Source organism: Ruegeria sp. BHSB172 (assembly GCF_059613165.1).
Genome location: NZ_JBXWRZ010000014.1, coordinates 39,332 through 65,931, shown reverse-complemented (window position 1 = coordinate 65,931; position 26,600 = coordinate 39,332). Strand labels below are relative to the sequence as shown.

The window sequence follows — 26,600 nt, the reverse complement described above, 5'->3', positions numbered from 1 at the left end:
ACGCCCGAAATCATCCAGACCGTCGCCGACGGCCTGTCCGGCTTTACCGGGCCCATCGTGCTGGACCCGGTGATGATCGCCAAATCGGGCGATGCCCTGCTGGCGCGTGAGGCGGTGCAGACGTTGCGCGCGGTGCTGCTGCCCCGCGCCACCGTTCTGACCCCGAACCTGCCCGAGGCGGCCTGCCTGCTGGATCAGATTGTTGCGGAGACCACCGACGAGATGACGGCGCAAGGCCATGCCCTGTGCGATCTGGGCGCGGGCGCGGTTCTGATGAAGGGCGGGCATGGCAAGGGCGATGTCTGCCGGGATCTGCTGGTGTCTCCGGACGGGGTCGTTGCTCAGTTCGAAGCCCCGCGCGTGAACACCAAAAACACCCACGGCACGGGTTGCACCCTGTCCTCGTCCATAGCAGCGGGATTGGCCAAGGGGCTGGGGCTGGCGGATGCGGCGGCGCAAGCACATTCCTATCTGCAGGGCGCGATTTCGGCGGCGGACGGTCTTGGGGTCGGGCACGGGCACGGCCCGGTTCACCATTTCTATCGGGTTTGGGAGTCGTGACGGTCTGGTCCGTCATAGGTGCCGGGGTGGCCGGTCTGGCCGTGGCCTCGGAACTGGTCGCGCGGGGTGCGCAGGTACGGGTGTTTGACCCCGGCGGGCCTCCCGGTCCGCATGGCTGTTCGTGGTGGGCCGGTGGCATGTTGGCGCCCTGGTGCGAATATGAGAATGCCGAGGAACCCGTGCTGCGACTGGGGCAACAGGCCATCGATTGGTGGGCAGCCCGCACTCCGGTCACGCGGCAAGGAACGCTGGTTGTGGCCAACATGCGAGACCTGCCCGACCTGCGCCGATTTGCCCGCCGGACTGAGGGGTTCACGCTGGTCGATCAAGCGAAAATTGCTGAATTAGAGCCTGATTTGCACGGTTTTTCCCAAGGCCTGTTCTTCGCAGATGAGGCCCATCTGGACCCTCGCCGCGCGCTGCAGGACCTGTATCGCGGCCTTCAGGATAAGGGCGTCGCATTCCATCGCAAGCTGGCTCCGTCGCGGCTGGACAACGCCATCGACTGCCGTGGCCTGCACGCGCGCGACATCCTTCACGACCTGCGCGGCGTGAAGGGGGAAATGCTGGTGATCCGCTGCCCCGACGTGACGCTGACCCGTCCCGTGCGTCTGCTGCATCCCCGCATGCCGCTCTATGTCGTGCCGCGTGGAGATGGCATCTACATGCTGGGCGCCACGATGATCGAATCCGAGGACAGCAGCCGCATCACCGCGCGCTCGATACTGGAACTGCTCAGCGCGGCCTATGCGCTGAACCCGGCCTTCGGCGAGGCCGAAGTGCTGGAGATCGGCGTCGATCTGCGCCCGGCCTTTCCCGACAACCTGCCGCGCATCCGCCGGCTGGGCAAGACGATCTATGCCAACGGGCTGTATCGCCATGGCTACCTGCTGGCTCCGGCCTTGGCCCGGGGCGTGGCCGATCTGGCGCTAGAGAACACACATTCGGAGATGGTTGATGAAGATCGTGCTTAACGGCGAGCCGCGCGAGGTAAACGCCAAAACCCTTGGCGAATTGCTGGCGGAATGCGGCTTTTCCGGCCGAGTTGCCACCGCGGTGAACGAGGAATTCGTGCCTTCCAGCCTGCGCATCGCCCACAAACTGGCCGAGGGCGACCGGGTCGAGGTCGTCGCACCGATGCAGGGGGGCTGAGGATGAAAACGTTTTACGGCACCGAACTGCCCAACCCGCTGATGCTGGGCACCGCGCAATATCCCAGCCCGGCGATCCTGGAACAGGCCTTCCGAGCCAGCGGTGCGGGCGTGGCCACGGTGTCATTGCGGCGCGAGGGCGCGGGCGGGGCGGGTCAGGCGTTCTGGTCGATGATCCGCGATCTGGGCGTGCTGATCCTGCCCAACACCGCCGGCTGTCACACGGTCAAAGAGGCCGTCACCACCGCCCACATGGCGCGCGAGGTGTTCGACACACCGTGGATCAAGCTGGAACTGATCGGTCACACCGACAGCCTGCAGCCCGACGTGTTCCAACTGGTCGAGGCCGCGCGCATTCTGACCGACGAGGGGTTCCAGGTGTTTCCCTACACCACTGAAGACCTGATCGTGGCCGAGCGTCTGCTGGCCGCCGGGTGCCAGGTGCTGATGCCCTGGGGCGCGCCGATCGGGTCGGGGCGGGGTTTGAACAACGAATACGCCCTGCGCGCGATGCGGGCCGAGTTTCCCGACGTGCCGCTGGTGGTGGATGCGGGCATCGGCCTGCCCAGCCACGCCGCCCACGCGATGGAGCTGGGCTATGACGCGGTTCTGCTGAACACCGCCGTCGCCCGCGCAGGCGATCCGGTGGCGATGGCGCAGGCCATGGCGCTGGCGGTGCAGGCCGGGCAATTGGCGCATCAGGCCGACCCGATCGAGCCGCGCGACATGGCCGAACCCTCGACCCCCGTGATCGGAAAGGCCTTTCTATCATGACGCTCGACCGCTTCTATCCGATCTTCGATCACACCGACTGGCTGCGGCGGATGCTGCCCCTGGGCGTGAAGTTGGTGCAGCTGCGCATCAAGGATCAGCCCGACGCGGTGGTGCGCGCGGAGATCGCCACCGCGCAGGCCCTGTGCCGCGACCACGGCGCGGTGCTGGTGGTGAACGACTATTGGCAGGCCGCCATCGACGCAGGCTGCGATTGGATCCACCTGGGGCAGGAGGACTTGGACGACGCCGATCTGCCTGCCATCCGCAAGGCCGGGCTGAAACTGGGCGTATCCACGCATGACGATGACGAGCTTGAACGCGTGTTGTCGATGGACCCGGACTATGTGGCACTGGGGCCGGTCTATCCGACCATCCTGAAAAAGATGAAATGGCACCAACAGGGCCTGCCGCGCGTGACCGAGTGGAAACGGCGCGTGGGTGACATCCCTCTGGTCGGCATCGGCGGTATGAGCGTCGAGCGCGCGCCGGGCGTGTTTCAGGCCGGGGCCGACATCGTTTCGGCCGTGACCGACATCACCCTGAACGCCGACCCCGAAGCGCGGGTGCGCCAGTGGATCGAGGTCACGCGATGAGCCGCTATGCCCGCCAGATGATCCTGCCCGAGGTCGGGGCCGTGGGGCAGAACCGCCTTGCCCGCGCGCGGGTTTTGGTCGTCGGCGCCGGCGGGCTTGCCGCGCCCGTGCTTCCGCTGCTGGTCGGGGCTGGGGTGGGGCATCTGACCATCGTCGATGCCGATACGGTGGACCTGTCGAACCTGCATCGCCAGACGCTGTTTGCCGAGTCCGATTGCGGCCGCCCCAAGGCCGAAGCGGCCGCCGAACGCTGCCGGGCACTGAACAGCGAGATTACCGTTGCAGCGAGAAAACAGACTCTAACGCCTGCCAATGCCGCTGAATTGGTGGCCGAGGCCGATCTGATTCTGGACTGCGCGGACAGTTACGCGGCCAGCTATACGTTGTCGGATACCTGCCTGGCGCAGGGCAAGCCGCTGATCAGCGCCTCGGTTTTGGGCCTGTCGGGTTATGTTGGCGGGTTCTGCGGCGGTGCGCCCTCCTTGCGCGCGGTTTTTCCCGACGCGCCGGACAGTGGCGCCAGTTGTGCCACCGCGGGTGTTCTGGGCCCGGTCGTGGCGATGATCGGCGCGATGCAGGCGCAGATGGCGCTGGGCGTGATCCTGGGCCTCGAGCCTTCGCCGTTGGGCCAAATGATGCAGGTGGACGGGCGCAGCTGTATCAGCAGCGGCTTCCGCTTTGACACCGCGCCGGAACCGGACGGCCATTTCCCCTTTGTTGCCCCCTCGCAACTGACTCCGAACGACCTGGTTGTCGATCTGCGCAGCGTCGATGAGGCCCCCCAGCCGATTCACCCCAACGCTCGCCGATTGACGGTCGAAGCGCTGAAAACAGATCCTAACAAAGGAAAATCGCTGGCCCTCTGCTGTGCCACAGGGCTGCGCGCCTGGCGCGCGGCCGAGGAACTCCACCCCCATTGGCCCGGCCGGATCGTTCTGGTCGCCGCCGCAACGTCGTGAAGCAAAAGGAAACGCAGACCATGAAGAAACTGATCACCGCCTTTGCCCTGCTGGCCGCCGCGCCCGCCTGGGCGCAGGACAAGATGACCATTCTGCTGGACTGGTTCGTGAACCCCGACCACGGGCCGATCATCGTGGCGCAGGAAAACGGCTATTTCGCCGAACAGGGGCTTGAGGTCGAAATCGTTCCGCCCGCTGATCCGTCGGCCCCGCCGCGCCTTGTGGCCGCCGGTCAGGCCGATCTGGCCGTGTCCTACCAGCCGCAGCTGCACCTGCAGATCCACGAGGGCCTGCCGCTGAAACGGGTCGGGACGCTGGTCGCCACGCCGCTGAACTGCCTTCTGGTGCTCGAGGATGGCCCGATCAACACGCTGGCCGATCTCAAGGGCAAGAAGATCGGCTTTTCGGTTGCCGGTGTCGAAGAGGCGATCCTGACCGCGATGCTGAACGCGCATGGCGTGTCGCTGGACGATATCGAGATGATCAACGTCAACTTCTCGCTGTCGCCGTCGCTGATGACCGGGCAGGTGGACGCCGTGATCGGCGCCTTCCGCAATTTCGAACTGAACCAGATGGATATCGAAGGCGTTCCGGGCCGCTGCTTCTACATCGAGGAAGAAGGCGTGCCGCCCTATGACGAGCTGATCTATGTGGCCAACCCCGAAACGATGGACAAGGACATGATCGCCCGTTTCCTGGCCGCGACCGAGAAGGCCACGCAGTTCATCGTGAACAATCCGGAAAAAAGCTGGGAGATCTTCGCCGCCACCTCGCCCGAGTTGCAGGACGAGCTGAACGCCCGCGCCTGGGTCGATACCCTGCCGCGTTTCGCACTGCGCCCGGCGGGTTTCGATGCCGGCCGCTATGCCCGGTTCGAGGCCTTTCTGAAAGAGTCCGGCATGATCGACAGTATCAACCCGGTCAGCGACATCACCATCGACGTGACCGCGCAATGAGCGAGTACGGCAAAGCCTTCGCACTGATGCGCGACGCGGCGCACGGGCCGTGGCGGGACTATACCCGCCACGCCTTTGTCGAGGGACTGAAGGACGGCACCCTGCCGCGCGCGGCGTTCCTGCATTACCTGCGGCAGGATTACGTGTTCCTGATCCACTTCTCGCGCGCCTGGGCGCTGGCGGTGGTGAAATCGGAAACCCATGCCGAGATGCTGACGGCCGTGGCCACCGTCAATGCGCTGGTGGCCGAAGAGATGAAGTTGCATATCGGCATTTGCGAGGCCGAGGGCATCAGCCAGGACGAGTTGTTCGCCACGCCCGAACGCCCCGAGAACCTGGCCTATACCCGCTATGTGCTCGAGGCCGGCTACAGCGGTGATCTGCTGGATCTGCTTGCGGCGCTGGCGCCCTGCGTGATGGGATATGGCGAGATCGGCACCCGGCTGGCGGCCGAGGCCACCTCGGACACCTATCGCGACTGGATCGACACCTATGCCGGGGACGATTACCAGGCGGCCTGCCGGGCCGTGGGTGAACTGCTGGATTCCGCTCTGATACGGCGACTTGGGGCGGATTTCCGTACCACACCGCGTTGGGATCGCCTGTGCCAGACCTTCCGCACCGCGACCGAGCTCGAAGTGAATTTCTGGCAGATGGGTCTGACCCCATGACCCCGCCCCCCGATCTGATCCTCAGCGGACAGGCCAGCATCGACGGCGCGCCGCTGTTCGCGCCGCTGACCCTGTCGCTGAAGGCGGGGCAGTGGACCTGTCTGCTGGGCGGATCGGGGGTCGGCAAGACCACGGTTCTGCGCCTGATCGCCGGGTTGGCGACGGGGGCCGAGTTCACCGGCGAGATCCGCGCCAGCGACGGGCTGCCGGTGGCCGAGCGCGTCGCCTACATGGCGCAGGACGATCTGCTGCTGCCTTGGGCCACGGTCGCGCAGAACGTGGCGCTGGGTGCCCGGTTGCGCGGCGAACGGATCGACGAGGACCGCCGCGCCCGGCTGATCGAACGGATGGGGTTGCGGGATCACATGACCAAGAAGCCCTCGGAACTGTCCGGCGGGCAGAGTCAGCGCGTGGCGCTGGCCCGCACCCTGATGGAGGACAAGCCGATCATCCTGTTGGACGAGCCGTTCTCGGCGCTGGATGCGCGCACCCGCGCTGACATGCAGGACCTGGCCGCCGAAGCGTTGCAGGGACGCACCGTCCTGCTGGTCACCCACGACCCGGCCGAGGCCGCGCGTCTGGGTCAGTCGATCATGGTGATGACGCGCAGTGGCCTGACCCCGTGTCAGCCGCCCCATGCGCCGGTGCCGCGCAAGGTGGACGATCTCGAGACGCTTGAAACGCAGGGGGCGCTGCTGAAGCTGCTGCGGGAGGAGATGGCATGAAGACACTCTCGGCCCTTGCCGCGACGCTGTTTGCGCTGGTCCTCTGGCAGGCGATCGTCACCCTGACCGGCCTGCCGAAATTCATCCTGCCTGGACCGGCGGTGGTGGCCGAGACCTGGTGGCAGAACCGCTGGCTGATCGCCGAGCACACCTGGATCACCGCCATCGAGGTGCTGATCGGCCTAGCCTTTGGAACGGTGCTGGGTGTCATAACGGCGCTGCAGCTGGCCAATTCCCGCGCCGCGCGGGTGCTGGTGCAGCCGATGCTTGTGTTCACCCAGGCACTGCCGGTCTTTGCGCTGGCGCCATTGCTGACCCTGTGGCTGGGCTATGGGCTGTGGTCCAAGGTCGCGATGGCCGTGCTGATCATCTATTTCCCCATCACCGCGTCGTTTTTCGACGGGCTGATGCGCACGCCGCCCGGTTATCTGGACCTGGCCCGCACCATGCAGGCCAGCTCACGCAGCGTGTTGTGGCATATCCGCATCCCGGCAGCGCTGCCCTCGCTGGCCTCGGGGATGCGGCTGGCGGCGGTTTATGCCCCGATCGGGGCCGTGATCGGCGAATGGGTCGGCTCGTCTCAGGGGTTGGGATACCTGATGCTGCTGGCCAATGGCCGCGCCAAGACCGACCTGATGTTTGCCGCGATGCTGACGCTGGGGGTGTTCTCGATCCTGCTGCATCTGGTTGTGCGCCGCGCCACGGCCCGCATGGCCGGTGAGGCGCGTTAACCATTCGGAAACCGATTCTGCGGCAATCATGGGCGTATGACCAAGGACGCCTTTGCCGAAGCCCCATCGCTGTTCGAAAGTGACGAAGCGCCGGTCACGCCGCTGCCTACGGGTCGGCTGCCCTCGTATATCAAGGACCACCGCAAGCGCCTGCGCGAACGGTTCATGTCGGGTGGCGCGGGGGCGATGCCGGATTACGAGCTGCTGGAACTGGTCCTGTTCCGCTCGATCCCCCGGCAGGACGTGAAGCCGCTGGCGCGGCGGCTGCTGGATACGTTCGGCGATTTCAACCGGGTGCTGACCGCCCCGGTCGAGCGTCTGCGCCAGATCAAGGGCGTGGGCGATACCGTCATCACCGACCTCAAGATCCTCGAGGCCTGCGCCCATCGCATGGCCCGCGCCCGGGTGATGCAGCGGCATGTGATCTCCAGCTGGGACGCGTTGCTGGATTATTGCCACACCACCATGGCCCATCGCGAGATCGAGCAGTTCCGCGTGTTCTACTTGGACCGCAAGAACGTGCTGATCGCGGATGAGGAGCAGGCCAAGGGCACCGTCGATCACGTACCCGTCTACCCGCGCGAGGTCGCCAAACGCGCGCTGGAGCTGAACGCCTCGGCGCTGATCTTGGTGCACAACCACCCGTCGGGCGACCCGACGCCGTCGCAGTCGGATATCGACATGACCAACCGCATCAACGATGCCTGCGCCGCACTTGGGCTGACCTTGCACGACCACCTGATCATCGGGAAATCGACCGAACTGAGCTTCCGCTCAGAAGGTTATCTCTAACCGCTAGCGCACCCAGACTTCGACACGACGGTTGGCCTTGCGGCCCCAGTCGGTGTCGTCGCAGGCTAGGGGCATCGCCTCTCCGAACCCCTCGACCGAGATGTCGACGGAGTCGGGCACCGATGTCTGCACCGCTGCCAGAACCGCGTTGCGCACGGTCTGCGCCCGGCGCAGGGCGATCCGGGCATTGGACTCGGCCGGTCCGTCGCCGTCGCTGAAGCCGACGAAGACCAGCTTGCGCCCGTCATATTGGCCGGCCTCCAGCGCCTGCGCCAATTGCTGGATGTTCGACCGTGACTGTGCGTCCGGCCGCGACGATCCCGGCTCGAACCGGAACGATAGCGACAGGCGCGAGAGGGGGCGCAGGGTTTCGACCATGCGTTGCAGCTCCTGCAGCCCCACTTCGGACCCGCCCGAAGTGATGGCATTGGCCAGCCGGTCCCCCTGCAGCCCGATCTGAACGGCCTCGTGCGATTGGTCGGTGAACCCGGCTTTGCGGATCACCATCTGCGCCTCGGGACCCAGGGCATAGGCCAGAAACTGTCGGGCGATCTTGGGCAGGCGCCGCTGTGGCAGATACAGGAACATCGGCAGGGTCAGGGGGTAGTCCTCGGTCTTGATGGCCGGGCGGGTGGCCCGCATCGCGTGACCGCAGCCTCCCGCCAGCGGCAGGGCGCGCAACCCGCGGACCTGGGCCAAGGTGGCGATTCCGATGGCAAAGGGATCGCGCGCGATGGCCGCGACCAGATCGCTGCCCCGTGCATGGCGGATCGCGGTGTCGGCGGGTTGTGCCTGGGCGGGTTGTAACAGCTGGTCCTGCACGGCCTGCGCCAGGCCTGATCCCGCATCGGGCAGATGCAGGGAAATCGGCGCGTCCGGGCCGCCGAGTTCGGCCCAGTTGGTCACCGCGCCGCTGAACACGCGCGCCAAGTCCGCCGGCGAGATCTGCGTCAACGGATTGTCCTGTGCCACCACCGGCACCAGCGCGTCCAGCGCCACCACCCGCGAGCGGCGCGGCCGGGTCAGGTCGCCAAGACCGGCATCACGGGCCGCAGCGATCTCGGGCGCGCGGATCTCGCGCAGCGCCAAGGCGATATCGGTTTCATCGGCGATCAGATCGGCAAACGCCTGGCCGGTAGGGGTGGCGTGCAGGGTAAATCGGGCCATGGGCGCATCGCGTCCGGCCCGATGCAGGGCCAGTTGAAACCGGTCGGCGCCCAGGTCGGTGCGTATCAGCATCAGCCCTTCTCGTTCGGCAAAGCCTTCGATCAGCGCAGGAAACAGAGTTTCGGCCATCACCGGGGCGCCCGACAGGTGCAGTTCGGTGACGAAATCGGTCAGGTTGGGGCAGGCCGGGCCATCGCAGGTCACCCCCGAGCCGTCCACCGTCAGCTCTCCGAACCGGGTCCCGACGCGGTAGAACTCGCCGTCATATCCCAGAAGGGTGCCCGTGATCTCGACCTGACCGTCATGCGAGGTCAGTGTGATGTCTTGTGCCAGGGCGCCCGATACACCCGTGAACAGCGACACCGCCGTCACCGCCGCGCGAAGAAATGTCATTAATCCCGTTGACCCGCCTGCCGATTAGTTTGCGGCGATTTTCAGGTCTTGGAACAGATTATTCAACACCAGAAAATCCTGCCCGCTGTCGCAGGCGGGTAGAACAAGCGACAATTCGCGAGACCGCAGTTCCTGGTCGCTCAGCAGCTCGAGCGATTGCATGCTCAGCTCCTGCCCGCAGTTCGCGGGGGTGATTTCGGCCTCGACGGTCAGAGCGACTGATCCGTCGGTTCCGTTGCCGTTCTTGGGAATCGAGTAGATTTCGACCTTGCGGCCGCCGCCGGTGCCATAGTGGTCCACCCGGCCTGTGCCTTGCGCTTCCGCGTTCGACCAGACATGCCCGGCTTCGCCATACGACGCACCGAATTCCAGCGCATGCAGCTGCAGCTCGGTGTTGCCCGACCATTGAAGGGCCACACGGTCGAACCCGGCGATCTCGGGCACATGGGTGGTGGCCACCGTGCCCAGCTTGTCATCGAACGAGATCAGGAAAATCGCGTACTCGGCCAGAACGGGGATGGTCAGATCCAGCCGCCCGTCCTGATCGGTCTGTCCGGTGAAGACCATGCCGCTGTGCAGCAGTTCGACTGTCTGGTTCGGATGGCATGGCGCCGTCACGACGACATGGGCGGAAGCCAGTGGCACGGTCGTCGCCCGGGCACGCAGCCCGCAATCGGCCGCGGCGGTCGCGTCGGCGGGGGCAGGGCGCGCGGTGTCCGGGGTTGGGGTGTCGCCGGTGGCCGGAGAGGCGGAGGTCAGGACGATGTCCTCGAGCCCGGCGATCATCGTACTTTCGGTAACAGCAGTCTGGCCCGCAGAGGGGGATGCGGCCGACTGCGCCGCCGGGCCGTACTGCATCAGATACCCGATGGCCAGCGCGCACGCGACCGTGCCGCCGGTGGTCACATAGTTTCGAATCACGAACAAGACACCCTCCCCAGTTGAAGGAGCGAAGGAGACTGTCGTTAAAGATCGCGGCCAATCTGTGGCCGCGACGCGGAGTCATTGTGTCGGAAATTGGGCCGGGTCAGACCAGCCGGCCATGGCAATGCTTGAATTTTTTGCCCGATCCGCAGGGACATTGATCGTTGCGCGAGGGATTGCCCCAGGTTGACGGGTCGTCCTCGACGAAGCCGGGGCGCGCATCGCCCGAGGCCTTGGCTTCGGCCACCGCTTCGGCCCGTTCGGCGGCTTTCTGGATCTGGGCCTGCTGCGCCTGCATCTGGGCCAGCATCTCGCGCTGCTCTTCCTCGCTCAGCGGGCGCACACGTGCCAGATGTTGGGTCACCGTCTCGCGCATGCCGTCCAGCATGTTCTCGAACAGCTGGAACGCCTCGGTCTTGTATTCGTTCAGCGGGTCGCGCTGGGCATAGCTGCGGAACCCGATGACCGAGCGCAGATGCTCCAGCGTCAGCAGGTGCTCGCGCCATTTGCTGTCGATGGTCTGCAGCAGCACCTGCTTTTCGATGTTGCGCATGTTCTCGGGGCCGAAGGCGACGGCCTTCTGGGCCATCATCTCGTCGGCGGCCTTGATCAGGCGCTCACGGATGGCTTCATCGTCCACGCCTTCTTCGGCGGCCCAGTCCTGAACCGGGGCATCCATGTTCAGCTTGTCCTTGACCGCCGCGTGCAGCCCCTCGGTATCCCATTGGTCGGCATAGCTCTTGGGCGGCATATACTGGTCGATCAGGTCGTCGATCACCTGCTCGCGCATGTCTGACACGATGTCGGATAGATCGTCGGAGGACATGATCTCGCGGCGCTGGCTGAAGATCACCTTGCGCTGATCGTTCATAACGTCGTCGAACTTGAGGACGTTCTTGCGCATGTCGAAGTTGCGGGCTTCGACCTTGGCCTGCGCGCGCTCCAGCGATTTGTTCACCCAAGGGTGCACGATCGCCTCGCCTTCTTTCATGCCCAGTGTGGTCAGAACCTTGTCCAGCCGTTCCGAGCCGAAGATGCGCATCAGGTCGTCTTCCAGGCTGAGGAAGAACACGGTGCGGCCCGGGTCGCCCTGACGGCCCGAGCGGCCGCGCAGCTGATTGTCGATGCGGCGGCTTTCATGGCGTTCCGAGGCCAGAACGAACAAACCTCCGGCCTCCAGCACCTTCTGCTTTTCCTCGGCGTGGCGAGATTCTTCCCGGGCACGCAGTTCCGCCGGGTCGGCGTCGGGGTTCTCGGCCAGCGCCTGCATCACGCTCATTTCCACATTGCCGCCCAGCTGGATGTCGGTGCCGCGGCCGGCCATGTTGGTGGCGATGGTCACCGCGCCCAGACGTCCGGCCTCGGCCACGATCTGGGCCTCCTGCTCGTGCTGGCGGGCGTTCAGGACGTTGTGCTTGATGCCTTCCTTGGTCAGCATCTGGCTGAGCATCTCGGACTTCTCGATCGAGGTCGTGCCAACCAGAACCGGCTGGCCCTTGGCGTTGGCTTTCTTGATCTCTTCGATCATGGCCGCGTATTTCTCGGCCGCGGTGCGATAGACCTGATCATCCTCGTCCACGCGAGCGATCGGCTTGTTGGTCGGAATCTCGACAACGCCCAGGCCATAGATCTCGGCGAATTCCTCGGCCTCGGTCAGGGCGGTGCCGGTCATGCCGGCCAGCTTGTCGTACAGGCGGAAATAGTTCTGGAAGGTCACGCTGGCCAGGGTCACGTTCTCGGGCTGGATCGGCACCCCTTCCTTGGCCTCAATCGCCTGGTGCAGACCTTCGGACAGGCGGCGGCCCGGCATCATGCGCCCGGTGAATTCGTCGATCAGAACCACGTTGCCGTCGCGGACGATGTAGTCTTTGTCGCGCTGGAACAGCTTGTGCGCGCGCAGGCCCTGGTTGACGTGGTGCACCACCGTGGTGCTTTCGGGGTCGTACAGCGACTGGCCCTCGGGCAGCAGGCCGCGGGCCTGCAGCTGTTCTTCCAGGAACTCGTTGCCTTCATCTGTGAACGTCACGCTGCGGGATTTTTCGTCGATCGTATAATGATCTTCCTGCAGCTCGGGGATCAGCGCGTCGATGGCGGTGTACAGATCTGACCGGTCCTGCGACGGCCCCGAGATGATCAGCGGCGTGCGCGCCTCGTCGATCAGGATCGAGTCGACCTCGTCCACGATCGCGAAATTGTGGTACTTCTGGTAGACGTCCGCCAGGTCCGACTTCATGTTGTCGCGCAGATAGTCGAAGCCCAGCTCGTTGTTGGTGGCATAGGTGATGTCGCAGGCATAGGCGGCCTTTTTCTCGGCATCGGGCTGACCTGACCAGATCACACCGGTCGTCATGCCGAGGGCGCCGAACACCTTGCCCATCCATTCGGCGTCGCGCTTGGCCAGGTATTCGTTGACCGTGACCACATGCACGCCCTTGCCGGTCAGTGCGTTCAGATAGGCGGGGAAGGTGGCGACCAAAGTCTTGCCTTCGCCCGTTTTCATCTCGGCGATGTTGCCCTGATGCAGGAAGATACCGCCCAGAAGCTGCACGTCGAAGGCCCGCAGACCCAGAGCCCGTTTTGCGCCCTCGCGGACGTTGGCGAAGGCTTCGGGCAGCAGGTCGTCCAGACTCTCTCCCTCCTTGGCGCGTTTGCGCAACTCGTCGGTCTTGGCCTTCAGATCGTCATCCGAGAGCTTCTCGAACTCCGGCTCCAGCGCGTTGATCTTTTCGACCAGCGGGCGGGTTGCCTTGATCTTGCGGTCGTTCGGTGTTCCGAACACCTTTTTGGCAAGCGTACCGAGTCCCAGCATGTTCACTCCAGCGGATCTTTTCTTGTCTTGGTTGCGACAGGCTTGCCCACCTTGCGCGCAACCCATAGATAGCTGGGAGGAAAGATGGTCCTGTCAAAGGCTTCAAGCGATGTAAGCGGCAGGTTCCAGAGTGTCAACGCCACGCCCTGTCGCGGCCAGAATATAGGATGAATTCATGCCCAAAGGTCTCACTTTTCTGCCATCGCTGGCGCTTGCGGCCATGATGGCCCTGCCGGTTGCCGCCGAAACCGAACCTTCGGCCGACACGGTTGTGGCGCGCGTCAACGGCGACGAGATCACTTTGGGCCATGTCATCGCCACCGCGGCCAGCCTGCCGCCGCAATATCAGCAGCTGGATGACGAGGTGCTGTACCAGTTCATCGTCGAGCAGCTGATACAGCAGCAGCTGCTGAGCCAAGAGCAGGAAGACCTGACCCGCCTGAACGCGCTGATGCTGGAAAACGAGGCGCGCTCGCTGAAGGCCGTGCAGACGGTGAACCAGATCACCGATGCCCAGGTGACCGACGACGCGATCCAGGCCGCCTATGACGCGCAGTTCGCCGAGTTCCAGGGCGAGGACGAGTTCAACGCCAGCCACATCCTTGTCGCGACCGAGGACGAGGCCAAAGAGATCAAAGCGCAACTGGATGACGGCGCCGATTTTGCCGAGCTGGCCAAGGAGAAATCCACCGGTCCGTCCGGTCCCAATGGCGGCGCGCTGGGCTGGTTCGGCAAGGGCCAGATGGTGCCCGAGTTCGAACAGGCCGTGATCGGGCTGGAAAAAGGTCAGGTTTCGGACCCGGTGCAGACCCAGTTCGGATGGCATGTCGTGATCCTGAACGACAAACGCAAATCCGAAGCGCCCGAGCTGGCCGAGGTGCGCGATGAGCTGGCCCAGTCCGTTCGTCAGGAGGCCATTCAGGCCAGGATCTACGAGCTGACCCAGGCGGGCAGCGTCGAGCGCCCCGATGTCGAGGGCCTGACCCCGGATGTGGTCCGCAAGCTGGACCTGGTTCAGGAGTAAACCCCAGTGGCCAAGATCACCAAGGTGTCTCCGCTGGCCCCCGCGGCCTTTCCTGATCTGCCGATTATCGACGGTGTGCGATTCGCCACGGTCGCCGCCGGGGTGCGGTATCAGGGCCGCACCGACGTGATGCTGGCGGTGCTCGATCCGGGCACCGCGGTGGCGGGGGTATTCACCCGCTCGGCCACCCGTGCGGCGCCGGTGCTGGATTGCCAGGACAAGATCGGCGGGCCCAGCGACGGGGCGGCGGCGATCCTGGTGAACTCGGGCAACGCTAACGCCTTTACCGGGCAGTACGGGCAGGCGTCGGTCGAGCAGATCACCGAAGCCGTGGCGCAGGCGACCGGTGTGGCGCAGAGCCGCGTGTTCACCTCGTCCACAGGGGTGATCGGCGAGCCGCTGCCGCATGACCGGATCGTGGCCCGGCTGGACGAACTGACCGCCGGCCTGCGCGCTGACGCGTTGGAAGAGGCGGCGCGGGCGATCATGACCACCGACACCTTCCCCAAAGGCGCCAGCGCGCAGGTGGAGATTGACGGCAAAACAGTCTCTATTGCGGGGATTGCCAAAGGGTCGGGCATGATCGCGCCCGACATGGCGACGATGCTGGTCTATATCTTCACCGATGCGAAGATCGAGCAACCGGCGCTGCAACGGTTGCTGGCCGAGCAGACCGACCGGACCTTCAACTGCATCACCGTGGACAGCGACACCTCGACCTCGGACAGCCTGCTGCTGTGCGCGACGGGCGCGTCAGGGGTGGAGGCCACCGGCAATGCCGATTTCGCGCGGGCGCTGGAATCGGTGATGCTGGATCTGGCGCATCAGGTGGTGAAGGACGGCGAAGGCGCCACCAAATTCGTCGAGATCCGCGTGACCGGCGCCGCCTCGGACGCCGATGCCAAGGTCCACGGTATGGCCATCGCCAATTCACCGCTCGTCAAGACCGCCATCGCGGGCGAGGATCCGAACTGGGGCCGTGTCGTCATGGCGATCGGCAAATCCGGCGCGGCGGCCGATCGCGACACGCTCAGCATTTCCTTCGGCGATATCCTCGTGGCCGAAAACGGCTGGGTCAGCCCAACCTATCGCGAGGAACACGCCGCCGCTTATATGAAAGGCCAGGAACTGGTGATCGCGGTCGATCTGGGGCTGGGCGCGGGCAAGGCCACTGTCTGGACCTGCGACCTGACGCACGGGTACATCGAGATCAACGCGGACTACCGGTCGTGACATCAGAGCAATTCCAGCAGAAGTGGAGCCCGGTTTTGCGTCCGGGACTGCGACAATGAAAACGGTTCTCGTCTCTGCCGTCGCCTTGATCGACGTGGATGGGCGGGTGCTGCTGGCGCAGCGCCCGGAGGGTAAGTCCATGGCCGGGCTGTGGGAATTTCCCGGCGGCAAGATCGAGCCGGGTGAAACCCCCGAGGCCGCCCTGATCCGCGAATTGCACGAGGAACTGGGCATCGACACCTGGGCCTCGTGCCTGGCGCCGCTGACCTTTGCCAGCCACAGCTATGACGATTTCCACCTGCTGATGCCACTGTTTGCCTGCCGGAAATGGCAGGGCATTCCGCAGTCAAAAGAAGGGCAGGCGCTGAAATGGGTGCGCGCGAACGACCTGCGCAACTATCCGATGCCGGCGGCAGATGTTCCACTGATCCCGATCCTGCGGGATTGGCTGTAACAATTCGTAAGATTCCGGAAAACATCACGAAAAAGTTGACGCTGATCGTCCTCCTTGTCCTTAATCGGGGCAGCGGCGCGCGGGTCTGACCCGGCGACGTCGTTCCGGCCCAAACCGGGGTCGGATGGGGAGGAGAGATAGAATTGGCTCAGACGCAGTCGGGCGCCGAGGGGATGCACTCCCTTCCGGCGCTGCTACACCGCAATGCGACTCAGTTCGGGGATGCCCCGGCCTACCGCGAAAAGGAATTCGGGATCTGGCAGTGCTGGACCTGGGCGGAAACAGCCGCCGAGATTCGTGCGCTGGCTCTGGGTTTCCTGGAGCTTGGCGTTGAAAAGGGCGACCATATCGCCGTGATCGGGCGCAACCGCCCGGCGCATTACTGGTCGATGATTGCGGCCCAGATGGTGGGTGCGGTGCCGGTGCCGCTGTATCAGGACTCGGTCGCCGAAGAGATGGCCTATGTGCTGGAGCACTGCGGCGCGAAATACGTGGTCTGCGGCGACCAAGAGCAGGTCGACAAGGTCATCGAGATCCAGCAGGATCTGCACCAGGTCAAGCATATCCTCTATACCGACAAGCGCGGCATGCGGAAATACGACCACAGCCAGATGAACGCGCTGAGCGACATCATGGCCGAAGGGCGCGCCGGGCATCACCGGTTCGATGCCGAGCTGGACCGCCGCATCGCCGAGATCACCTATGACGACACCTGTGTGATGCTCTATACCTCGGGCACCACGGGCAAGCCCAAGGGCGTGGTTCTGTCGAACCGCAACGTGATCGAAAGCGCAAAGAACTCGGCCGAATTCGACCACCTGACCCAGAACGAGGATATCCTGTCCTATCTGCCGATGGCTTGGGTGGGAGACTTCATCTTCTCGATCGGTCAGGCCTATTGGTGCGGCTTCTGCGTGAACTGCCCTGAAAGCGCCGACACGATGATGACCGACCTGCGCGAGATCGGGCCGACCTATTTCTTCGCGCCGCCGCGGGTGTTCGAGACCCAGTTGACCAACGTGATGATCCGGATGGAGGATGCCAGCCCGATGAAGCAGCGGATGTTCCGCTATTTCATGGATCACGCCAAGAAGGTCGGTGGACGCATCCTGGACGGCAAGCCGGTCAGTTTCATGGACCGTTTGAAATACGCGATCGGCAACGTGCTGGTCTATGGGCCGCTCAAGGATACGCTGGGCTACAGCCGCATTCGCGTCGGCTATACGGCGGGTGAGGCGATCGGCCCCGAGATCTTCGAGTTCTACCGCTCGCTCGGGATCAACCTCAAACAGCTTTATGGCCAGACCGAGGCGACGGTGTTCATCACCGTCCAGCCCGACGGCGAGGTTCGGGCCGACACGGTGGGCGTCCCGGCCCCCGATGTCGAGCTTAAGATCGCCGAGAATGGCGAGATCTTCTATCGCTCGCCCGGCGTGTTCGTCGAATATTTCAAGAACCCCGAGTCCACCGCCTCGACCAAGGACCCCGAAGGTTGGGTGGCCACGGGCGACGCGGGCTTCATCGAGGAAAGCAGCGGCCACCTGCGGATCATCGACCGCGCCAAGGACGTGGGCAAGATGGCCGATGGCTCGATGTTCGCGCCGAAATATGTCGAGAACAAGCTGAAGTTCTATCCCGACATCCTCGAAGCGGTGCTGTTCGGCAATGGTCGCGACCGTTGCGTGGCGTTCATCAACATAGACCTGACGGCGGTGGGCAATTGGGCCGAGCGCAACAACATCGCCTATGCCTCGTACCAGGAACTGGCGGGCCATACGCGGGTGCTGGAGACGATCCGCAGCCACGTGGAAGAGGTCAACAAGTCGGTTGCCGCCGACGAGATGCTGTCGGGTTGCCAGGTGCACCGGTTCGTGGTGCTGCACAAGGAACTGGACCCCGATGATGGCGAGATCACCCGCACCCGAAAGGTGCGCCGCAAGTTCGTCGAGGACAAATACGCCGACATCATCGCCGCGCTCTATGACGGGTCCGAGACGGTCTCGACCACGACCGAGGTGACCTATGAGGACGGACGCAAGGGATCCATCAGCGCCACGCTGCAGATCGTCGACGTGCCGGTCGCGCCGGTGTCGCATCAGAAGGTGGCCGCGGAATGAGGCCGGTCGTGCGCCGCTCGGCCTGCGGCCATCGCCCCGCTCGCCGTCCCGTTCACCCGCAGTTTGAGGAGTAGACGATGCTGGATGCATCCGACGACGGATATGTCACCGAGGATGGCCGCAAGATTGGCGGCGTGGTGATGGAGATGAAGAACATCACCCTGCGGTTCGGCGGCGTGGTGGCTATCAAGGACATCTCGTTCGACATTCGCCAGGGCGAGATCCGCGCGATCATCGGGCCCAACGGTGCGGGCAAGTCCTCGATGCTGAACGTGATTTCCGGCTTCTACGTCCCGCAGGAGGGCGAGGTCTGGTTCCACGGGGCGAAGCGCCCGCCGATGAAACCCTATGAGGTGGCGCGGCAGGGCATCGCCCGGACCTTTCAGAACATCGCCCTGTTCGAAGGCATGAGCGTTCTGGACAACGTGATGACAGGCCGCCTGAATTTCATGAAGACCAACATCGTGCAGCAGGCGATCTGGCGCGGTAAGGCCGAGGCGGAAGAGGTGGAAAACCGCGAGGCGGTGGAGAAGATCATCGATTTTCTGGAAATCCAGCACATCCGCAAGACACCGGTTGCGCGCCTGCCCTATGGCCTGAAGAAACGCGTCGAGTTGGCCCGCGCACTGGCCGCCGAACCCAAGCTGCTGCTGCTGGACGAGCCGATGGCGGGCATGAACGTCGAGGAAAAAGAGGACATGAGCCGCTTTATCCTGGATGTGAACGACGAATTCGGCACGACCATTGCCCTGATCGAGCATGACATGGGCGTGGTGATGGACTTGAGCGACCGCGTGGTCGTGATGGATTACGGCAAGAAGATCGGGGACGGCACGCCGGACGAGGTGCGCAACAACCAGGAAGTCATCGACGCCTATCTGGGGGTCAGCCATGACTGAGCACCGTACAGAATTGAGGGGAGGCGCAGATGCCTGATCAGTTGATTTTCGCGATGGAGGTCTTTCTGAACGGCCTCATGGCCGGGGTGCTGTATGCGCTGGTCGCGCTGGGCTTTGTGCTGATCTACAAGGCGTCTGGGATCTTCAATTATGCCCAGGGGGTTATGGCCCTGTTTGCGGCGATGACGCTGGTGGGGATCATGAACGGGCAGGTGCCCTTTGCCCATCTGATCAACGCCATTTTCGGCACGCATGTCTATACGTTCGGCTGGACCGTTCCGGCGTTTCTGGCGATCATTCTGACGATGGCGGTAATGGTGTTGCTGGCCTGGGCGGTGCAGCGCTTTGTCATGCGCCACCTGGTCGGGCAGGAGCCGATCATCCTGTTCATGGCCACGATCGGCCTTGCCTATTTCCTGGAAGGCGTGGCCGACCTGATGTGGGGGTCCGAGATCAAGACACTGGACGTGGGTCTGCCGCAGGGCATCAACCTGTGGATCGACGAGACCACCTACAACATCTTCGGCTACGGCTTCTTCATCGACAATCTGGACATTGTGGCGACAGTTATCGCGGCGCTTCTGGTGGCGGCACTGGTTGCGTTCAGCCAGTACACCAAGCAGGGCCGCGCCATGCGGGCTGTGGCCGACGACCACCAAGCCGCACTGTCGGTCGGTATCTCGCTGAACTTCATCTGGATCATGGTCTGGTCGGTGGCCGGGTTCGTGGCGCTGGTCGCGGGCATCATGTGGGGCACCAAGTCGGGCGTGCAGTTCTCGCTGTCGCTGATCGCGCTCAAGGCATTGCCGGTTCTGATGCTGGGTGGGTTCACTTCGATCCCCGGCGCCATCGTCGGCGGGCTGATCATCGGTGTGGGCGAGAAGCTGTTCGAGTTCGCCGTGGGCCCGCTGGTGGGTGGCGCGACCGAGAACTGGTTCGCCTACGTGCTGGCGTTGATCTTCCTGGTGTTCCGGCCGCAGGGCCTGTTCGGCGAGAAGATCATCGAGAGGGTGTAGGCCATGACCAAGCTGATCGCCATCATCAACGTGATCGCGTGGGCGGGGTTCTGGGCCTTTGGGTACATCGCCCTAACCTCGGACGATCTGACCGCCAATCAGCTGACCGTGGCCGCGCTTTTGGCCTTTGCCGGGCTGGTCATGGGCGTTCTGGCTTACATGAAACTGGTGCGCGCCTCGGAGGCGAGCGGATATGCCAAACGGTCCAACCAACTGGACGTCGAAGCCCGCAACCGGGCGCAGGAACAATGGGGAAAGTAAGACATGTTCTATCGTGAGGCAGGAGACTTCAAGACCTCCTACAGGGACGACAACCAGACTTTCCCGATCAAGTTCGACCGGTATCGGTATTATGTGGTGCTGGCGGTGGCGTTCGGGATAATTCCGTTCATCATCAACGACTATTGGGCCAACGCGCTGCTGCTGCCCTTCCTGATCTATGCGATCGCGGCGATTGGGCTGAACATTCTTGTGGGCTATTGCGGGCAGGTTTCCTTGGGCACCGGGGGGTTCATGGCCGTGGGCGCCTATGCCTGCTACAAGCTGATGACCGCCTTTCCCGACGTGTCGATGTTCATCCACGTGATCCTGGCCGGCGGCATCACCGCAATCGTGGGCGTGCTGTTCGGCCTGCCCAGCCTGCGGATCAAGGGGTTCTATCTGGCGGTGGCGACGCTGGCAGCGCAGTTCTTCTTGGTGTGGCTGTTCAACCGGGTGCCGTGGTTCTACAACTATTCGGCCTCGGGGCAGATCAACGCGCCGGAACGTGACGTGCTCGGCATCATCATCACCGGCCCGAACGCGCCGGCCTGGGCGACCTATCTGTTCTGCCTGATCTTCCTGACCGCCTGCGCGATCATCGCCCGCAACCTGACCCGCGGAACCACCGGGCGCACCTGGATGGCGATCCGCGACATGGACATCGCCGCCGAAATCATCGGTGTGAACCCGCTGCGCGCCAAGCTCAGCGCCTTTGCCGTCAGTTCGTTCTTCGTGGGCGTGTCGGGCGCGCTGTTCTTCGCCATCTACCTGGGCGCGGTCGAGGTGGGCGAGGCCTTCGGCATCCAGAAATCTTTCCTGGTGCTGTTCATGGTCATCATCGGCGGGCTGGGCTCGATCTTCGGATCCTTCGCCGGCGCGGCCTTTCTGGTGCTGCTGCCGGTGGTGCTCAAGGTCGTGGGCGCGGACATGCTGGGCTGGCCCACCGACATCGTCGCGCATCTGCAGCTGGTGATCGTGGGCGGGCTGATCATCCTGTTCCTGATCCTCGAACCGCACGGTCTGGCGCAGCTGTGGCGCGTCGCCAAGGAGAAACTGAGACTCTGGCCTTTCCCGCACTAGGGACCGGCCCAATCAAGAAAGGGGCGCAAAGCCCGAACCAACATCGGACAAACCAAGGGAGGAGACACCCGATGAACAAGAAACTGGCAACCATGGCGCTGGGTGCGCTGATGGCCGCAGGTCCGGCAATGGCCGACCTCGTGTTCCCGTCGCTCAGCTACCGCACCGGGCCTTACGCCGCGGGCGGCATCCCCTTCGCGGATGGCTACGCGGATTATTTCACTCTGCTCAACGAGCGGGACGGCGGCATCGGTGGTGTTCCGGCCAAGGTCATCGAGTGCGAAACCGGCTACAACACCGAGAAGGGTGTCGAATGCTATGAATCGACCAAAGGCGAAGGTGCGCTGGTGTATCAGCCGTTGTCGACCGGCATCACCTATCAGCTGATCCCCAAAACCACCGCTGACGACATTCCGATGCACACTATGGGCTATGGCCGCACCTCGGCCAAGAACGGCAAGGTGTTCAGCCACACGTTCAACTATCCGGCCAACTACTGGGACGGCGCCTCGGGTGCGATCAACTATCTGCTGGACGAGAACGGCGGTGATCTGAACGGCAAGAAGATCGCGCTGGTCTATCACAACTCGGCCTATGGCAAGGAGCCGATCCGCACGCTGGAAGAGCTGTCCAAGAAGCACGGCTTCGAGCTGGTGGCCCTGCCGGTCGATCACCCGGGCCAGGAGCAGAAATCGCAGTGGTTGCAGATCCGCCGCGACCGTCCCGACTATGTCCTGATGTGGGGCTGGGGCGTGATGAACCAGGTCGCCATCCAAGAGGCCGCGAACATCCGGTTCCCGATGGAGAACTTCATCGGCATCTGGTGGTCGGGCGCTGAACATGACGTGATGCCCGCCGGTGCGGCCGCCGATGGCTACAAGGCGCTGACTTTCCACAACGTCGGCTCGGACTTTCCGCTGTATGACGATCTGAGGAAATACGTCGTCGATGCAGGCAAGGCCGCCGGTGCCGGCGATCAGGTCGGTACGGTCCTGTACAACCGCGGACTCTATGCCGCGATGCTGGCCGCCGAAGCCGCCAAGAAAGCGCAGGAAATCTCGGGCAAGGCCGACATCACCGGTGCCGACATGCGGGCCGGTATGGAAGCGCTTGAGATGACCGAAGAAAAGATGGCCGAACTGGGACTGCCGAATTTCGGCCCGACCTTCACCGTGAGCTGTGAAAACCACGGCGGCAACGGAATGGTGGGTGTGACCCAGTGGGATGCGGACACCAAGACTTGGTCGCTGATCTCGGACTTCAAGCCGACCGATGGCGACGTGATCGGTGCGCTGATCGAGGAAGACTCGGCCGCTTATGCCGCCGAGAACAACATCGAATCGCGCTGCAACTGAGCGGCACGAACACCGGGGCGGCGGCTGACCGCCGCCCCGAACCGGACAAGCCCCGAACGGGGCAGGCATGAGGACACGCGCTGATGCTGGATGCGGCACAAACCACTGACGTGCAGGCGGAAACCCTGCTTGAGGTCAACAATATCGAGGTGATCTACAACCACGTGATCCTCGTGCTGAAGGGCGTCAGCCTGACCGTGCCCAAGGGCGGGATCACCGCGCTTCTAGGCGGCAACGGGGCCGGCAAGACGACGACGCTCAAGGCGGTGTCGAACCTGCTGAAATCCGAACGTGGTGAGGTGACCAAAGGCTCGATCAAGTATCGCGGCCAGAACGTGCACGAGCGCGACCCGGCCGATCTGGTGCAGAAGGGCGTCATCCAGGTGATGGAAGGCCGCCACTGTTTCGAACACCTGACTGTCGAGGAAAACCTGCTGACCGGGGCCTATACCCGCAAGGACGGCAAGGCCGCCATCCAGCAGGACCTCGAGATGGTCTACAACTATTTCCCCCGCCTGAAAGAGCGGCGCCGCAGCCAGGCGGGCTATACCTCGGGCGGGGAACAACAGATGGTGGCCATGGGCCGCGCGCTGATGAGCCGCCCCGAGACGATCCTGCTAGACGAGCCCTCGATGGGCCTTGCGCCGCAGCTGGTCGAGGAGATCTTCACCATCGTGAAGGACCTGAACGAACAGGAAGGCGTGTCCTTCCTGCTGGCCGAGCAGAACACCAACGTGGCGCTGCGCTTTGCCCATTACGGATACATCCTTGAATCGGGGCGCGTGGTGATGGACGGCCCTGCCGCCGAACTGCGCGAGAACCCGGACGTCAAGGAATTCTACCTCGGCATGTCCGACGAAGGCCGCAAGAGCTTCCGCGACGTGCGGTCCTATCGTCGCCGCAAAAGGTGGCTGTGAGCGGATGGAGGATCTGGCGATGACATTCTACGATGCTCTGGAAACCCGTTCGGCCGACCAGCGCGCCGCCGAGCAATCGGCCGGTCTGCGCGAACAGCTGGCGCGGGCGAAATCCGCGCCCGGTTTCGCGGCCCATTTCGCCGATGTCGATCTGGATGCGATCCAGACCATCGCCGATCTGCCCAGGCTGCCGGTTCTGCGCAAGTCCGACCTGACCAAGGCGCAGGGTCAGCACCCGCCCTTTGGTGGCTTTACCGTCAAGCCTGCGCATGGCTTTGCCCATGTGTTCCAGTCGCCGGGACCGATCTATGAACCCGGCGGAGTCGATCACGACTGGTGGCGCATGGGCCGGTTCCTGCATACGGCGGGCGTGGGCCAGGGCGATATCGTGCAGAACTGTTTTGGCTATCACCTGACACCCGCGGGCATGATCTTTGAAAACGGCGCCCGTGCCGTGGGCGCAGCCGTGCTGCCCGCCGGCACCGGCCAGACCGAACTTCAGGTGACCGCCGCGCGCGACGTGGGCTGCACCGCCTATGCCGGCACGCCCGATTACCTGAAGGTGATCTTGGACAAGGCCGACGAGATGGGCGTTTCGCTGAACTTCTCGAAGGCCGTCGTGGGCGGCGGGGCTCTGTTCCCCAGCCTGCGCCAGGCCTATGCCGATCGGGGCATCTCCTGTCTGCAGTGCTATGCCACGGCCGATCTGGGCAATATCGCCTATGAAAGCGCCGCGATGGAGGGCATGATCATCGACGAGCATGTCATCGTCGAAATCGTGACCCCCGGTACCGGAACACCGGTGGTGGAAGGCGAGGTCGGCGAGGTCGTGGTGACCTCCCTCAACCCCGACTATCCGCTGATCCGCTTTGCCACCGGTGATCTGTCGGCGGTGTTGCCCGGGCAATCGCCCTGTGGTCGCACCAACCTGCGCATCAAGGGCTGGATGGGGCGTGCCGACCAGACCACCAAGATCAAGGGCATGTTCGTGCGACCCGAACAGGTGGCCGCGCTGGTTGCCAAGCATGACGAGATCGTCAAGGCCCGCGTGATCGCCGCCCGGCAGGGCGAGATGGACACGATGACCGTTCAGATCGAAAGCCCCGGCGGCGACGCCGATACCTATGCCAAATCTGTGGTCGAGGTGCTCAAGCTGAAGGGTGCGGTTCAGGTGGTGCCGCCTGGCTCGCTGCCCAAGGACGGGCTGGTGATCGAGGATCAGCGCGTCTACGATTGATCCGGCCCCGGGTTCTGCGGCCAAATACGCCGCAGAATCCTGTGCCTGCCCACTGGCGTTTCCGAGTTTTTTGGTCGATTAAAGGGGAACCGCAACCTTTGTCGACCCGAGGCCATGGCCCAGATCGAATTTTCAGAACATGGATCGCGCAACCGCGGGGCCTTGGGCACGCGGTTCGTCGGGGCCTTGGCCTATCTGGTGGCGGCAACCTGCCTGTTGCCGATGGTCGCCGTGGTGCTGGCGGCCGTCACCGGCGGTACCGACACGATCCGGCATCTGCTGGACACGGTCCTGCCCGGCTATGCCACCACCACGGCTATTCTGGTGGTTCTGGTCTCGGCCGGCACCTTCGCCATCGGGGTCGGGGCCGCGTGGCTGGTCACCATGACCCGTTTTCCCGGGGTACGCCTGTTCGAAGTGGCACTGGTGCTGCCGCTGGCCTTCCCGGCCTATGTGCTGGCCTATGCCTATACCTTCATCCTCGATCACCCCGGCATCGTTCAGACCACGCTGCGCCAGGTGACCGGCTGGGGCCCGCGCGACTATTGGTTCCCCGAGATCCGCTCGACCGAGGGTGCGGCAGTCATGCTGATCCTGGTGCTGTACCCCTATGTCTATCTGTTGGCCCGCGCGGCCTTTCTGCAACAAAGCGCCACCGCCTTTCTGGCGGCGCGGGCGCTGGGCAGCAGCCCGTGGTCGGCCTTCTGGCGTGTCTCGCTGCCGATGGCGCGACCCGCCATCGCCGGAGGCGTACTGCTGGCGGTGATGGAGACCATCGCCGATTTCGGCACGGTCGCCTATTTCGGGGTTCAGACCTTTGCCACCGGCATCTATACTAGCTGGTTTTCGATGGCCGACCGCGCGGCGGCAGCGCAGCTGGCGCTGTGCCTTCTGGCCTTTGCGCTGGTGATGGCCGTGACCGAGCGCACCCAGCGCGGCAAAGCCAAATACTACCAGCCGGGCAAACGCCATTCGGCCTTGCCGGCGGCGCAATTGTCCGGTTGGCAGGCCGTGGCGGCGTGGGTCCTGTGTGCCATCCCGGTTCTTTTGGGGTTTCTGTTGCCGGTCGTCGTTCTGGTTCAGATGGGGTTGGAGTCCGAGCAGAACCTGCTGTCGGCTCGCTATCTGGGGTTCATTCGCAATTCTCTGACGCTGGCGGGAACGGCGGCGGTGATCACCGTCTGCGCGGCGGTCTGCGTGGGGTTCTATCAACGGCTGCGGCCCGGGCGCGGCTCGGCCATGGCGGCCTATGTGGCGCGGTTGGGCTACGCCGTGCCAGGCGGGGTCATCGCGGTGGGGCTGATCGTGCCCTTTGCTGGATTCGACAATGCGCTGGACGCCTGGATGCGGCAGTCCTTCGGCGTGTCGACCGGGTTGCTGGTCACCGGCTCGATCTGGCTGTTGGTGGCGGCCTACATGGTGCGCTTTTTGGCCGCCGCGCTCAGCGCCTATGAAAGTGGCCAGAGCACGGTGCATGCAAATATGGACGCCGCTGCCCGGTCCTTGGGGCAGACACCATTGGGCACGTTGAGGCGGGTGCATCTGCCGATCCTCACGCCGTCGTTGCTGACGGCGCTGCTGATCGTGTTCGTGGACGTGATGAAGGAACTGCCGGCCACGCTGATCATGCGGCCGTTCAACTTTGATACGCTGGCGGTGCAGGCCTATCGGCTGGCCTCGGACGAACGGTTGGAGGGCGCCGCCGTTCCGTCGCTGGTGATCCTGGCCGTGGGGCTGCTGCCGGTGATCCTGATCTGCCGCCAGGTGGGTCGCAAGCCCTGACTGGCGGTTCAAAAATACC

26 protein-coding genes are annotated in these 26,600 nt (G+C 64.1%); 23 read left to right on the top strand and 3 right to left on the bottom strand.

Going from position 1 to position 26,600, the window contains the following annotated elements; genetic code table 11:
* The 11 genes from thiD to radC form a co-directional block, all read left to right on the top strand.
* Window positions 1-561: bifunctional hydroxymethylpyrimidine kinase/phosphomethylpyrimidine kinase (gene thiD / locus AC2FM3_RS09605; protein ID WP_496681053.1), on the top strand; the 561-nt coding region annotated here is incomplete at its 5' end.
* Window positions 558-1,535 (top strand): FAD-dependent oxidoreductase, encoded by a 978-nt coding sequence (locus tag AC2FM3_RS09600; RefSeq protein WP_496681050.1) that lies wholly within the window; start codon window positions 558-560, stop codon window positions 1,533-1,535. The genes thiD and AC2FM3_RS09600, both read left to right, overlap by 4 nt.
* Window positions 1,519-1,713, top strand: a complete 195-nt coding sequence (gene thiS / locus AC2FM3_RS09595; protein WP_496681048.1) for a sulfur carrier protein ThiS — start codon at window positions 1,519-1,521, stop codon at window positions 1,711-1,713. Before AC2FM3_RS09600 ends, thiS begins: the two co-directional genes overlap by 17 nt.
* 2 nt (window positions 1,714-1,715) lie before the next feature.
* Window positions 1,716-2,486 (top strand): thiazole synthase, encoded by a 771-nt coding sequence (locus AC2FM3_RS09590; protein ID WP_170447259.1) that lies wholly within the window; start codon window positions 1,716-1,718, stop codon window positions 2,484-2,486.
* Complete coding sequence (locus AC2FM3_RS09585) at window positions 2,483-3,079, top strand: thiamine phosphate synthase (protein ID WP_496681045.1); 597 nt, start codon at window positions 2,483-2,485, stop codon at window positions 3,077-3,079. Before AC2FM3_RS09590 ends, AC2FM3_RS09585 begins: the two co-directional genes overlap by 4 nt.
* A complete protein-coding gene (locus AC2FM3_RS09580) occupies window positions 3,076-4,038 on the top strand; it encodes a ThiF family adenylyltransferase (RefSeq protein WP_496681042.1) in 963 nt (320 codons plus the stop codon). The genes AC2FM3_RS09585 and AC2FM3_RS09580 overlap by 4 nt, the downstream gene beginning before the upstream one ends.
* Before the next feature lie 20 nt (window positions 4,039-4,058).
* Window positions 4,059-4,994: an ABC transporter substrate-binding protein gene (locus tag AC2FM3_RS09575; RefSeq protein ID WP_496681039.1), complete on the top strand. Its 936-nt coding sequence runs from the start codon at window positions 4,059-4,061 to the stop codon at window positions 4,992-4,994.
* The gene (gene tenA / locus AC2FM3_RS09570; RefSeq protein WP_496681036.1) at window positions 4,991-5,665 is read left to right on the top strand and encodes a thiaminase II; all 675 of its coding nucleotides are present in this window, start codon (window positions 4,991-4,993) and stop codon (window positions 5,663-5,665) included. Before AC2FM3_RS09575 ends, tenA begins: the two co-directional genes overlap by 4 nt.
* Window positions 5,662-6,390, top strand: coding sequence for an ABC transporter ATP-binding protein (locus AC2FM3_RS09565; protein WP_496681033.1), 729 nt, complete (start codon window positions 5,662-5,664; stop codon window positions 6,388-6,390). The genes tenA and AC2FM3_RS09565 overlap by 4 nt, the downstream gene beginning before the upstream one ends.
* The gene (locus AC2FM3_RS09560) at window positions 6,387-7,121 is read left to right on the top strand and encodes an ABC transporter permease (protein ID WP_496681031.1); all 735 of its coding nucleotides are present in this window, start codon (window positions 6,387-6,389) and stop codon (window positions 7,119-7,121) included. The genes AC2FM3_RS09565 and AC2FM3_RS09560 overlap by 4 nt, the downstream gene beginning before the upstream one ends.
* Window positions 7,122-7,157: 36 nt before the next feature.
* Window positions 7,158-7,913: a RadC family protein gene (radC, locus tag AC2FM3_RS09555; RefSeq protein WP_170457055.1), complete on the top strand. Its 756-nt coding sequence runs from the start codon at window positions 7,158-7,160 to the stop codon at window positions 7,911-7,913.
* 3 nt (window positions 7,914-7,916) lie between these two features.
* Here the strand turns inward: radC and AC2FM3_RS09550 are convergent, their stop codons facing one another.
* The 3 genes from AC2FM3_RS09550 to secA all read right to left on the bottom strand — a co-directional run bounded on the left by AC2FM3_RS09550 (window position 7,917) and on the right by secA (window position 13,206).
* Complete coding sequence (locus AC2FM3_RS09550) at window positions 7,917-9,473, bottom strand: phosphate ABC transporter substrate-binding/OmpA family protein (RefSeq protein ID WP_496681027.1); 1,557 nt, start codon at window positions 9,471-9,473, stop codon at window positions 7,917-7,919.
* Window positions 9,474-9,497: 24 nt separating this feature from the next.
* Window positions 9,498-10,394, bottom strand: a complete 897-nt coding sequence (locus AC2FM3_RS09545) for a hypothetical protein (protein WP_496681059.1) — start codon at window positions 10,392-10,394, stop codon at window positions 9,498-9,500.
* A gap of 106 nt (window positions 10,395-10,500) precedes the next feature.
* A complete protein-coding gene (gene secA / locus AC2FM3_RS09540; protein ID WP_496681025.1) occupies window positions 10,501-13,206 on the bottom strand; it encodes a preprotein translocase subunit SecA in 2,706 nt (901 codons plus the stop codon).
* 175 nt (window positions 13,207-13,381) lie between these two features.
* On the opposite strand from secA, the gene AC2FM3_RS09535 reads away from it, so the two are divergent.
* The 12 genes from AC2FM3_RS09535 to AC2FM3_RS09480 all read left to right on the top strand — a co-directional run bounded on the left by AC2FM3_RS09535 (window position 13,382) and on the right by AC2FM3_RS09480 (window position 26,581).
* Entirely contained in the window at window positions 13,382-14,230 is an 849-nt protein-coding gene (locus AC2FM3_RS09535) for a peptidylprolyl isomerase (RefSeq protein WP_496681022.1), read from the top strand.
* Between the two features lie 6 nt (window positions 14,231-14,236).
* Window positions 14,237-15,463 carry a bifunctional glutamate N-acetyltransferase/amino-acid acetyltransferase ArgJ gene (gene argJ / locus AC2FM3_RS09530; protein ID WP_496681020.1) on the top strand — a complete coding sequence of 409 codons (1,227 nt, stop codon included), beginning with the start codon at window positions 14,237-14,239 and terminating at the stop codon, window positions 15,461-15,463.
* Window positions 15,464-15,518: 55 nt separating this feature from the next.
* Window positions 15,519-15,917, top strand: coding sequence for an 8-oxo-dGTP diphosphatase MutT (mutT, locus tag AC2FM3_RS09525; protein ID WP_496681018.1), 399 nt, complete (start codon window positions 15,519-15,521; stop codon window positions 15,915-15,917).
* A 173-nt stretch (window positions 15,918-16,090) separates the two neighbouring features.
* Window positions 16,091-18,034 (top strand): AMP-binding protein, encoded by a 1,944-nt coding sequence (locus AC2FM3_RS09520; RefSeq protein ID WP_496681056.1) that lies wholly within the window; start codon window positions 16,091-16,093, stop codon window positions 18,032-18,034.
* A 77-nt stretch (window positions 18,035-18,111) separates the two neighbouring features.
* Complete coding sequence (locus tag AC2FM3_RS09515; RefSeq protein ID WP_490361278.1) at window positions 18,112-18,933, top strand: ATP-binding cassette domain-containing protein; 822 nt, start codon at window positions 18,112-18,114, stop codon at window positions 18,931-18,933.
* Between the two features lie 29 nt (window positions 18,934-18,962).
* Window positions 18,963-19,949 carry a branched-chain amino acid ABC transporter permease gene (locus AC2FM3_RS09510; RefSeq protein WP_170443916.1) on the top strand — a complete coding sequence of 329 codons (987 nt, stop codon included), beginning with the start codon at window positions 18,963-18,965 and terminating at the stop codon, window positions 19,947-19,949.
* Window positions 19,950-19,952: 3 nt separating this feature from the next.
* On the top strand, window positions 19,953-20,210 hold the full coding sequence (locus AC2FM3_RS09505) for a hypothetical protein (protein ID WP_170443918.1): 258 nt from the start codon (window positions 19,953-19,955) through the stop codon (window positions 20,208-20,210).
* Between the two features lie 3 nt (window positions 20,211-20,213).
* Window positions 20,214-21,290 carry a branched-chain amino acid ABC transporter permease gene (locus AC2FM3_RS09500; protein WP_496681013.1) on the top strand — a complete coding sequence of 359 codons (1,077 nt, stop codon included), beginning with the start codon at window positions 20,214-20,216 and terminating at the stop codon, window positions 21,288-21,290.
* A gap of 71 nt (window positions 21,291-21,361) precedes the next feature.
* Window positions 21,362-22,645: an ABC transporter substrate-binding protein gene (locus AC2FM3_RS09495; RefSeq protein ID WP_496681011.1), complete on the top strand. Its 1,284-nt coding sequence runs from the start codon at window positions 21,362-21,364 to the stop codon at window positions 22,643-22,645.
* A gap of 83 nt (window positions 22,646-22,728) precedes the next feature.
* The gene (locus AC2FM3_RS09490) at window positions 22,729-23,562 is read left to right on the top strand and encodes an ABC transporter ATP-binding protein (RefSeq protein WP_490361275.1); all 834 of its coding nucleotides are present in this window, start codon (window positions 22,729-22,731) and stop codon (window positions 23,560-23,562) included.
* A 19-nt stretch (window positions 23,563-23,581) separates the two neighbouring features.
* Window positions 23,582-24,799 carry a phenylacetate--CoA ligase family protein gene (locus AC2FM3_RS09485; protein WP_496681008.1) on the top strand — a complete coding sequence of 406 codons (1,218 nt, stop codon included), beginning with the start codon at window positions 23,582-23,584 and terminating at the stop codon, window positions 24,797-24,799.
* A 114-nt stretch (window positions 24,800-24,913) separates the two neighbouring features.
* Complete coding sequence (locus AC2FM3_RS09480; RefSeq protein WP_496681006.1) at window positions 24,914-26,581, top strand: ABC transporter permease; 1,668 nt, start codon at window positions 24,914-24,916, stop codon at window positions 26,579-26,581.
* Window positions 26,582-26,600: the final 19 nt, after the last annotated feature.

Bases quoted from the DNA above. Each gene is read 5' to 3' on its own strand.
- thiS (WP_496681048.1), top strand. From the start codon at position 1,519: ATGAAGATCGTGCTTAACGGCGAGCCGCGCGAGGTAAACGCCAAAACC.
- AC2FM3_RS09590 (WP_170447259.1), top strand. From the start codon at position 1,716: ATGAAAACGTTTTACGGCACCGAACTGCCCAACCCGCTGATGCTGGGC.
- AC2FM3_RS09585 (WP_496681045.1), top strand. From the start codon at position 2,483: ATGACGCTCGACCGCTTCTATCCGATCTTCGATCACACCGACTGGCTG.
- AC2FM3_RS09580 (WP_496681042.1), top strand. From the start codon at position 3,076: ATGAGCCGCTATGCCCGCCAGATGATCCTGCCCGAGGTCGGGGCCGTG.
- AC2FM3_RS09575 (WP_496681039.1), top strand. From the start codon at position 4,059: ATGAAGAAACTGATCACCGCCTTTGCCCTGCTGGCCGCCGCGCCCGCC.
- tenA (WP_496681036.1), top strand. From the start codon at position 4,991: ATGAGCGAGTACGGCAAAGCCTTCGCACTGATGCGCGACGCGGCGCAC.
- AC2FM3_RS09565 (WP_496681033.1), top strand. From the start codon at position 5,662: ATGACCCCGCCCCCCGATCTGATCCTCAGCGGACAGGCCAGCATCGAC.
- AC2FM3_RS09560 (WP_496681031.1), top strand. From the start codon at position 6,387: ATGAAGACACTCTCGGCCCTTGCCGCGACGCTGTTTGCGCTGGTCCTC.
- radC (WP_170457055.1), top strand. From the start codon at position 7,158: ATGACCAAGGACGCCTTTGCCGAAGCCCCATCGCTGTTCGAAAGTGAC.
- AC2FM3_RS09550 (WP_496681027.1), bottom strand. From the start codon at position 9,473: ATGACATTTCTTCGCGCGGCGGTGACGGCGGTGTCGCTGTTCACGGGT.
- secA (WP_496681025.1), bottom strand. From the start codon at position 13,206: ATGCTGGGACTCGGTACGCTTGCCAAAAAGGTGTTCGGAACACCGAAC.
- AC2FM3_RS09535 (WP_496681022.1), top strand. From the start codon at position 13,382: ATGCCCAAAGGTCTCACTTTTCTGCCATCGCTGGCGCTTGCGGCCATG.
- mutT (WP_496681018.1), top strand. From the start codon at position 15,519: ATGAAAACGGTTCTCGTCTCTGCCGTCGCCTTGATCGACGTGGATGGG.
- AC2FM3_RS09520 (WP_496681056.1), top strand. From the start codon at position 16,091: ATGCACTCCCTTCCGGCGCTGCTACACCGCAATGCGACTCAGTTCGGG.
- AC2FM3_RS09515 (WP_490361278.1), top strand. From the start codon at position 18,112: ATGCTGGATGCATCCGACGACGGATATGTCACCGAGGATGGCCGCAAG.
- AC2FM3_RS09510 (WP_170443916.1), top strand. From the start codon at position 18,963: ATGCCTGATCAGTTGATTTTCGCGATGGAGGTCTTTCTGAACGGCCTC.
- AC2FM3_RS09505 (WP_170443918.1), top strand. From the start codon at position 19,953: ATGACCAAGCTGATCGCCATCATCAACGTGATCGCGTGGGCGGGGTTC.
- AC2FM3_RS09500 (WP_496681013.1), top strand. From the start codon at position 20,214: ATGTTCTATCGTGAGGCAGGAGACTTCAAGACCTCCTACAGGGACGAC.
- AC2FM3_RS09495 (WP_496681011.1), top strand. From the start codon at position 21,362: ATGAACAAGAAACTGGCAACCATGGCGCTGGGTGCGCTGATGGCCGCA.
- AC2FM3_RS09490 (WP_490361275.1), top strand. From the start codon at position 22,729: ATGCTGGATGCGGCACAAACCACTGACGTGCAGGCGGAAACCCTGCTT.
- AC2FM3_RS09485 (WP_496681008.1), top strand. From the start codon at position 23,582: ATGACATTCTACGATGCTCTGGAAACCCGTTCGGCCGACCAGCGCGCC.
- AC2FM3_RS09480 (WP_496681006.1), top strand. From the start codon at position 24,914: ATGGCCCAGATCGAATTTTCAGAACATGGATCGCGCAACCGCGGGGCC.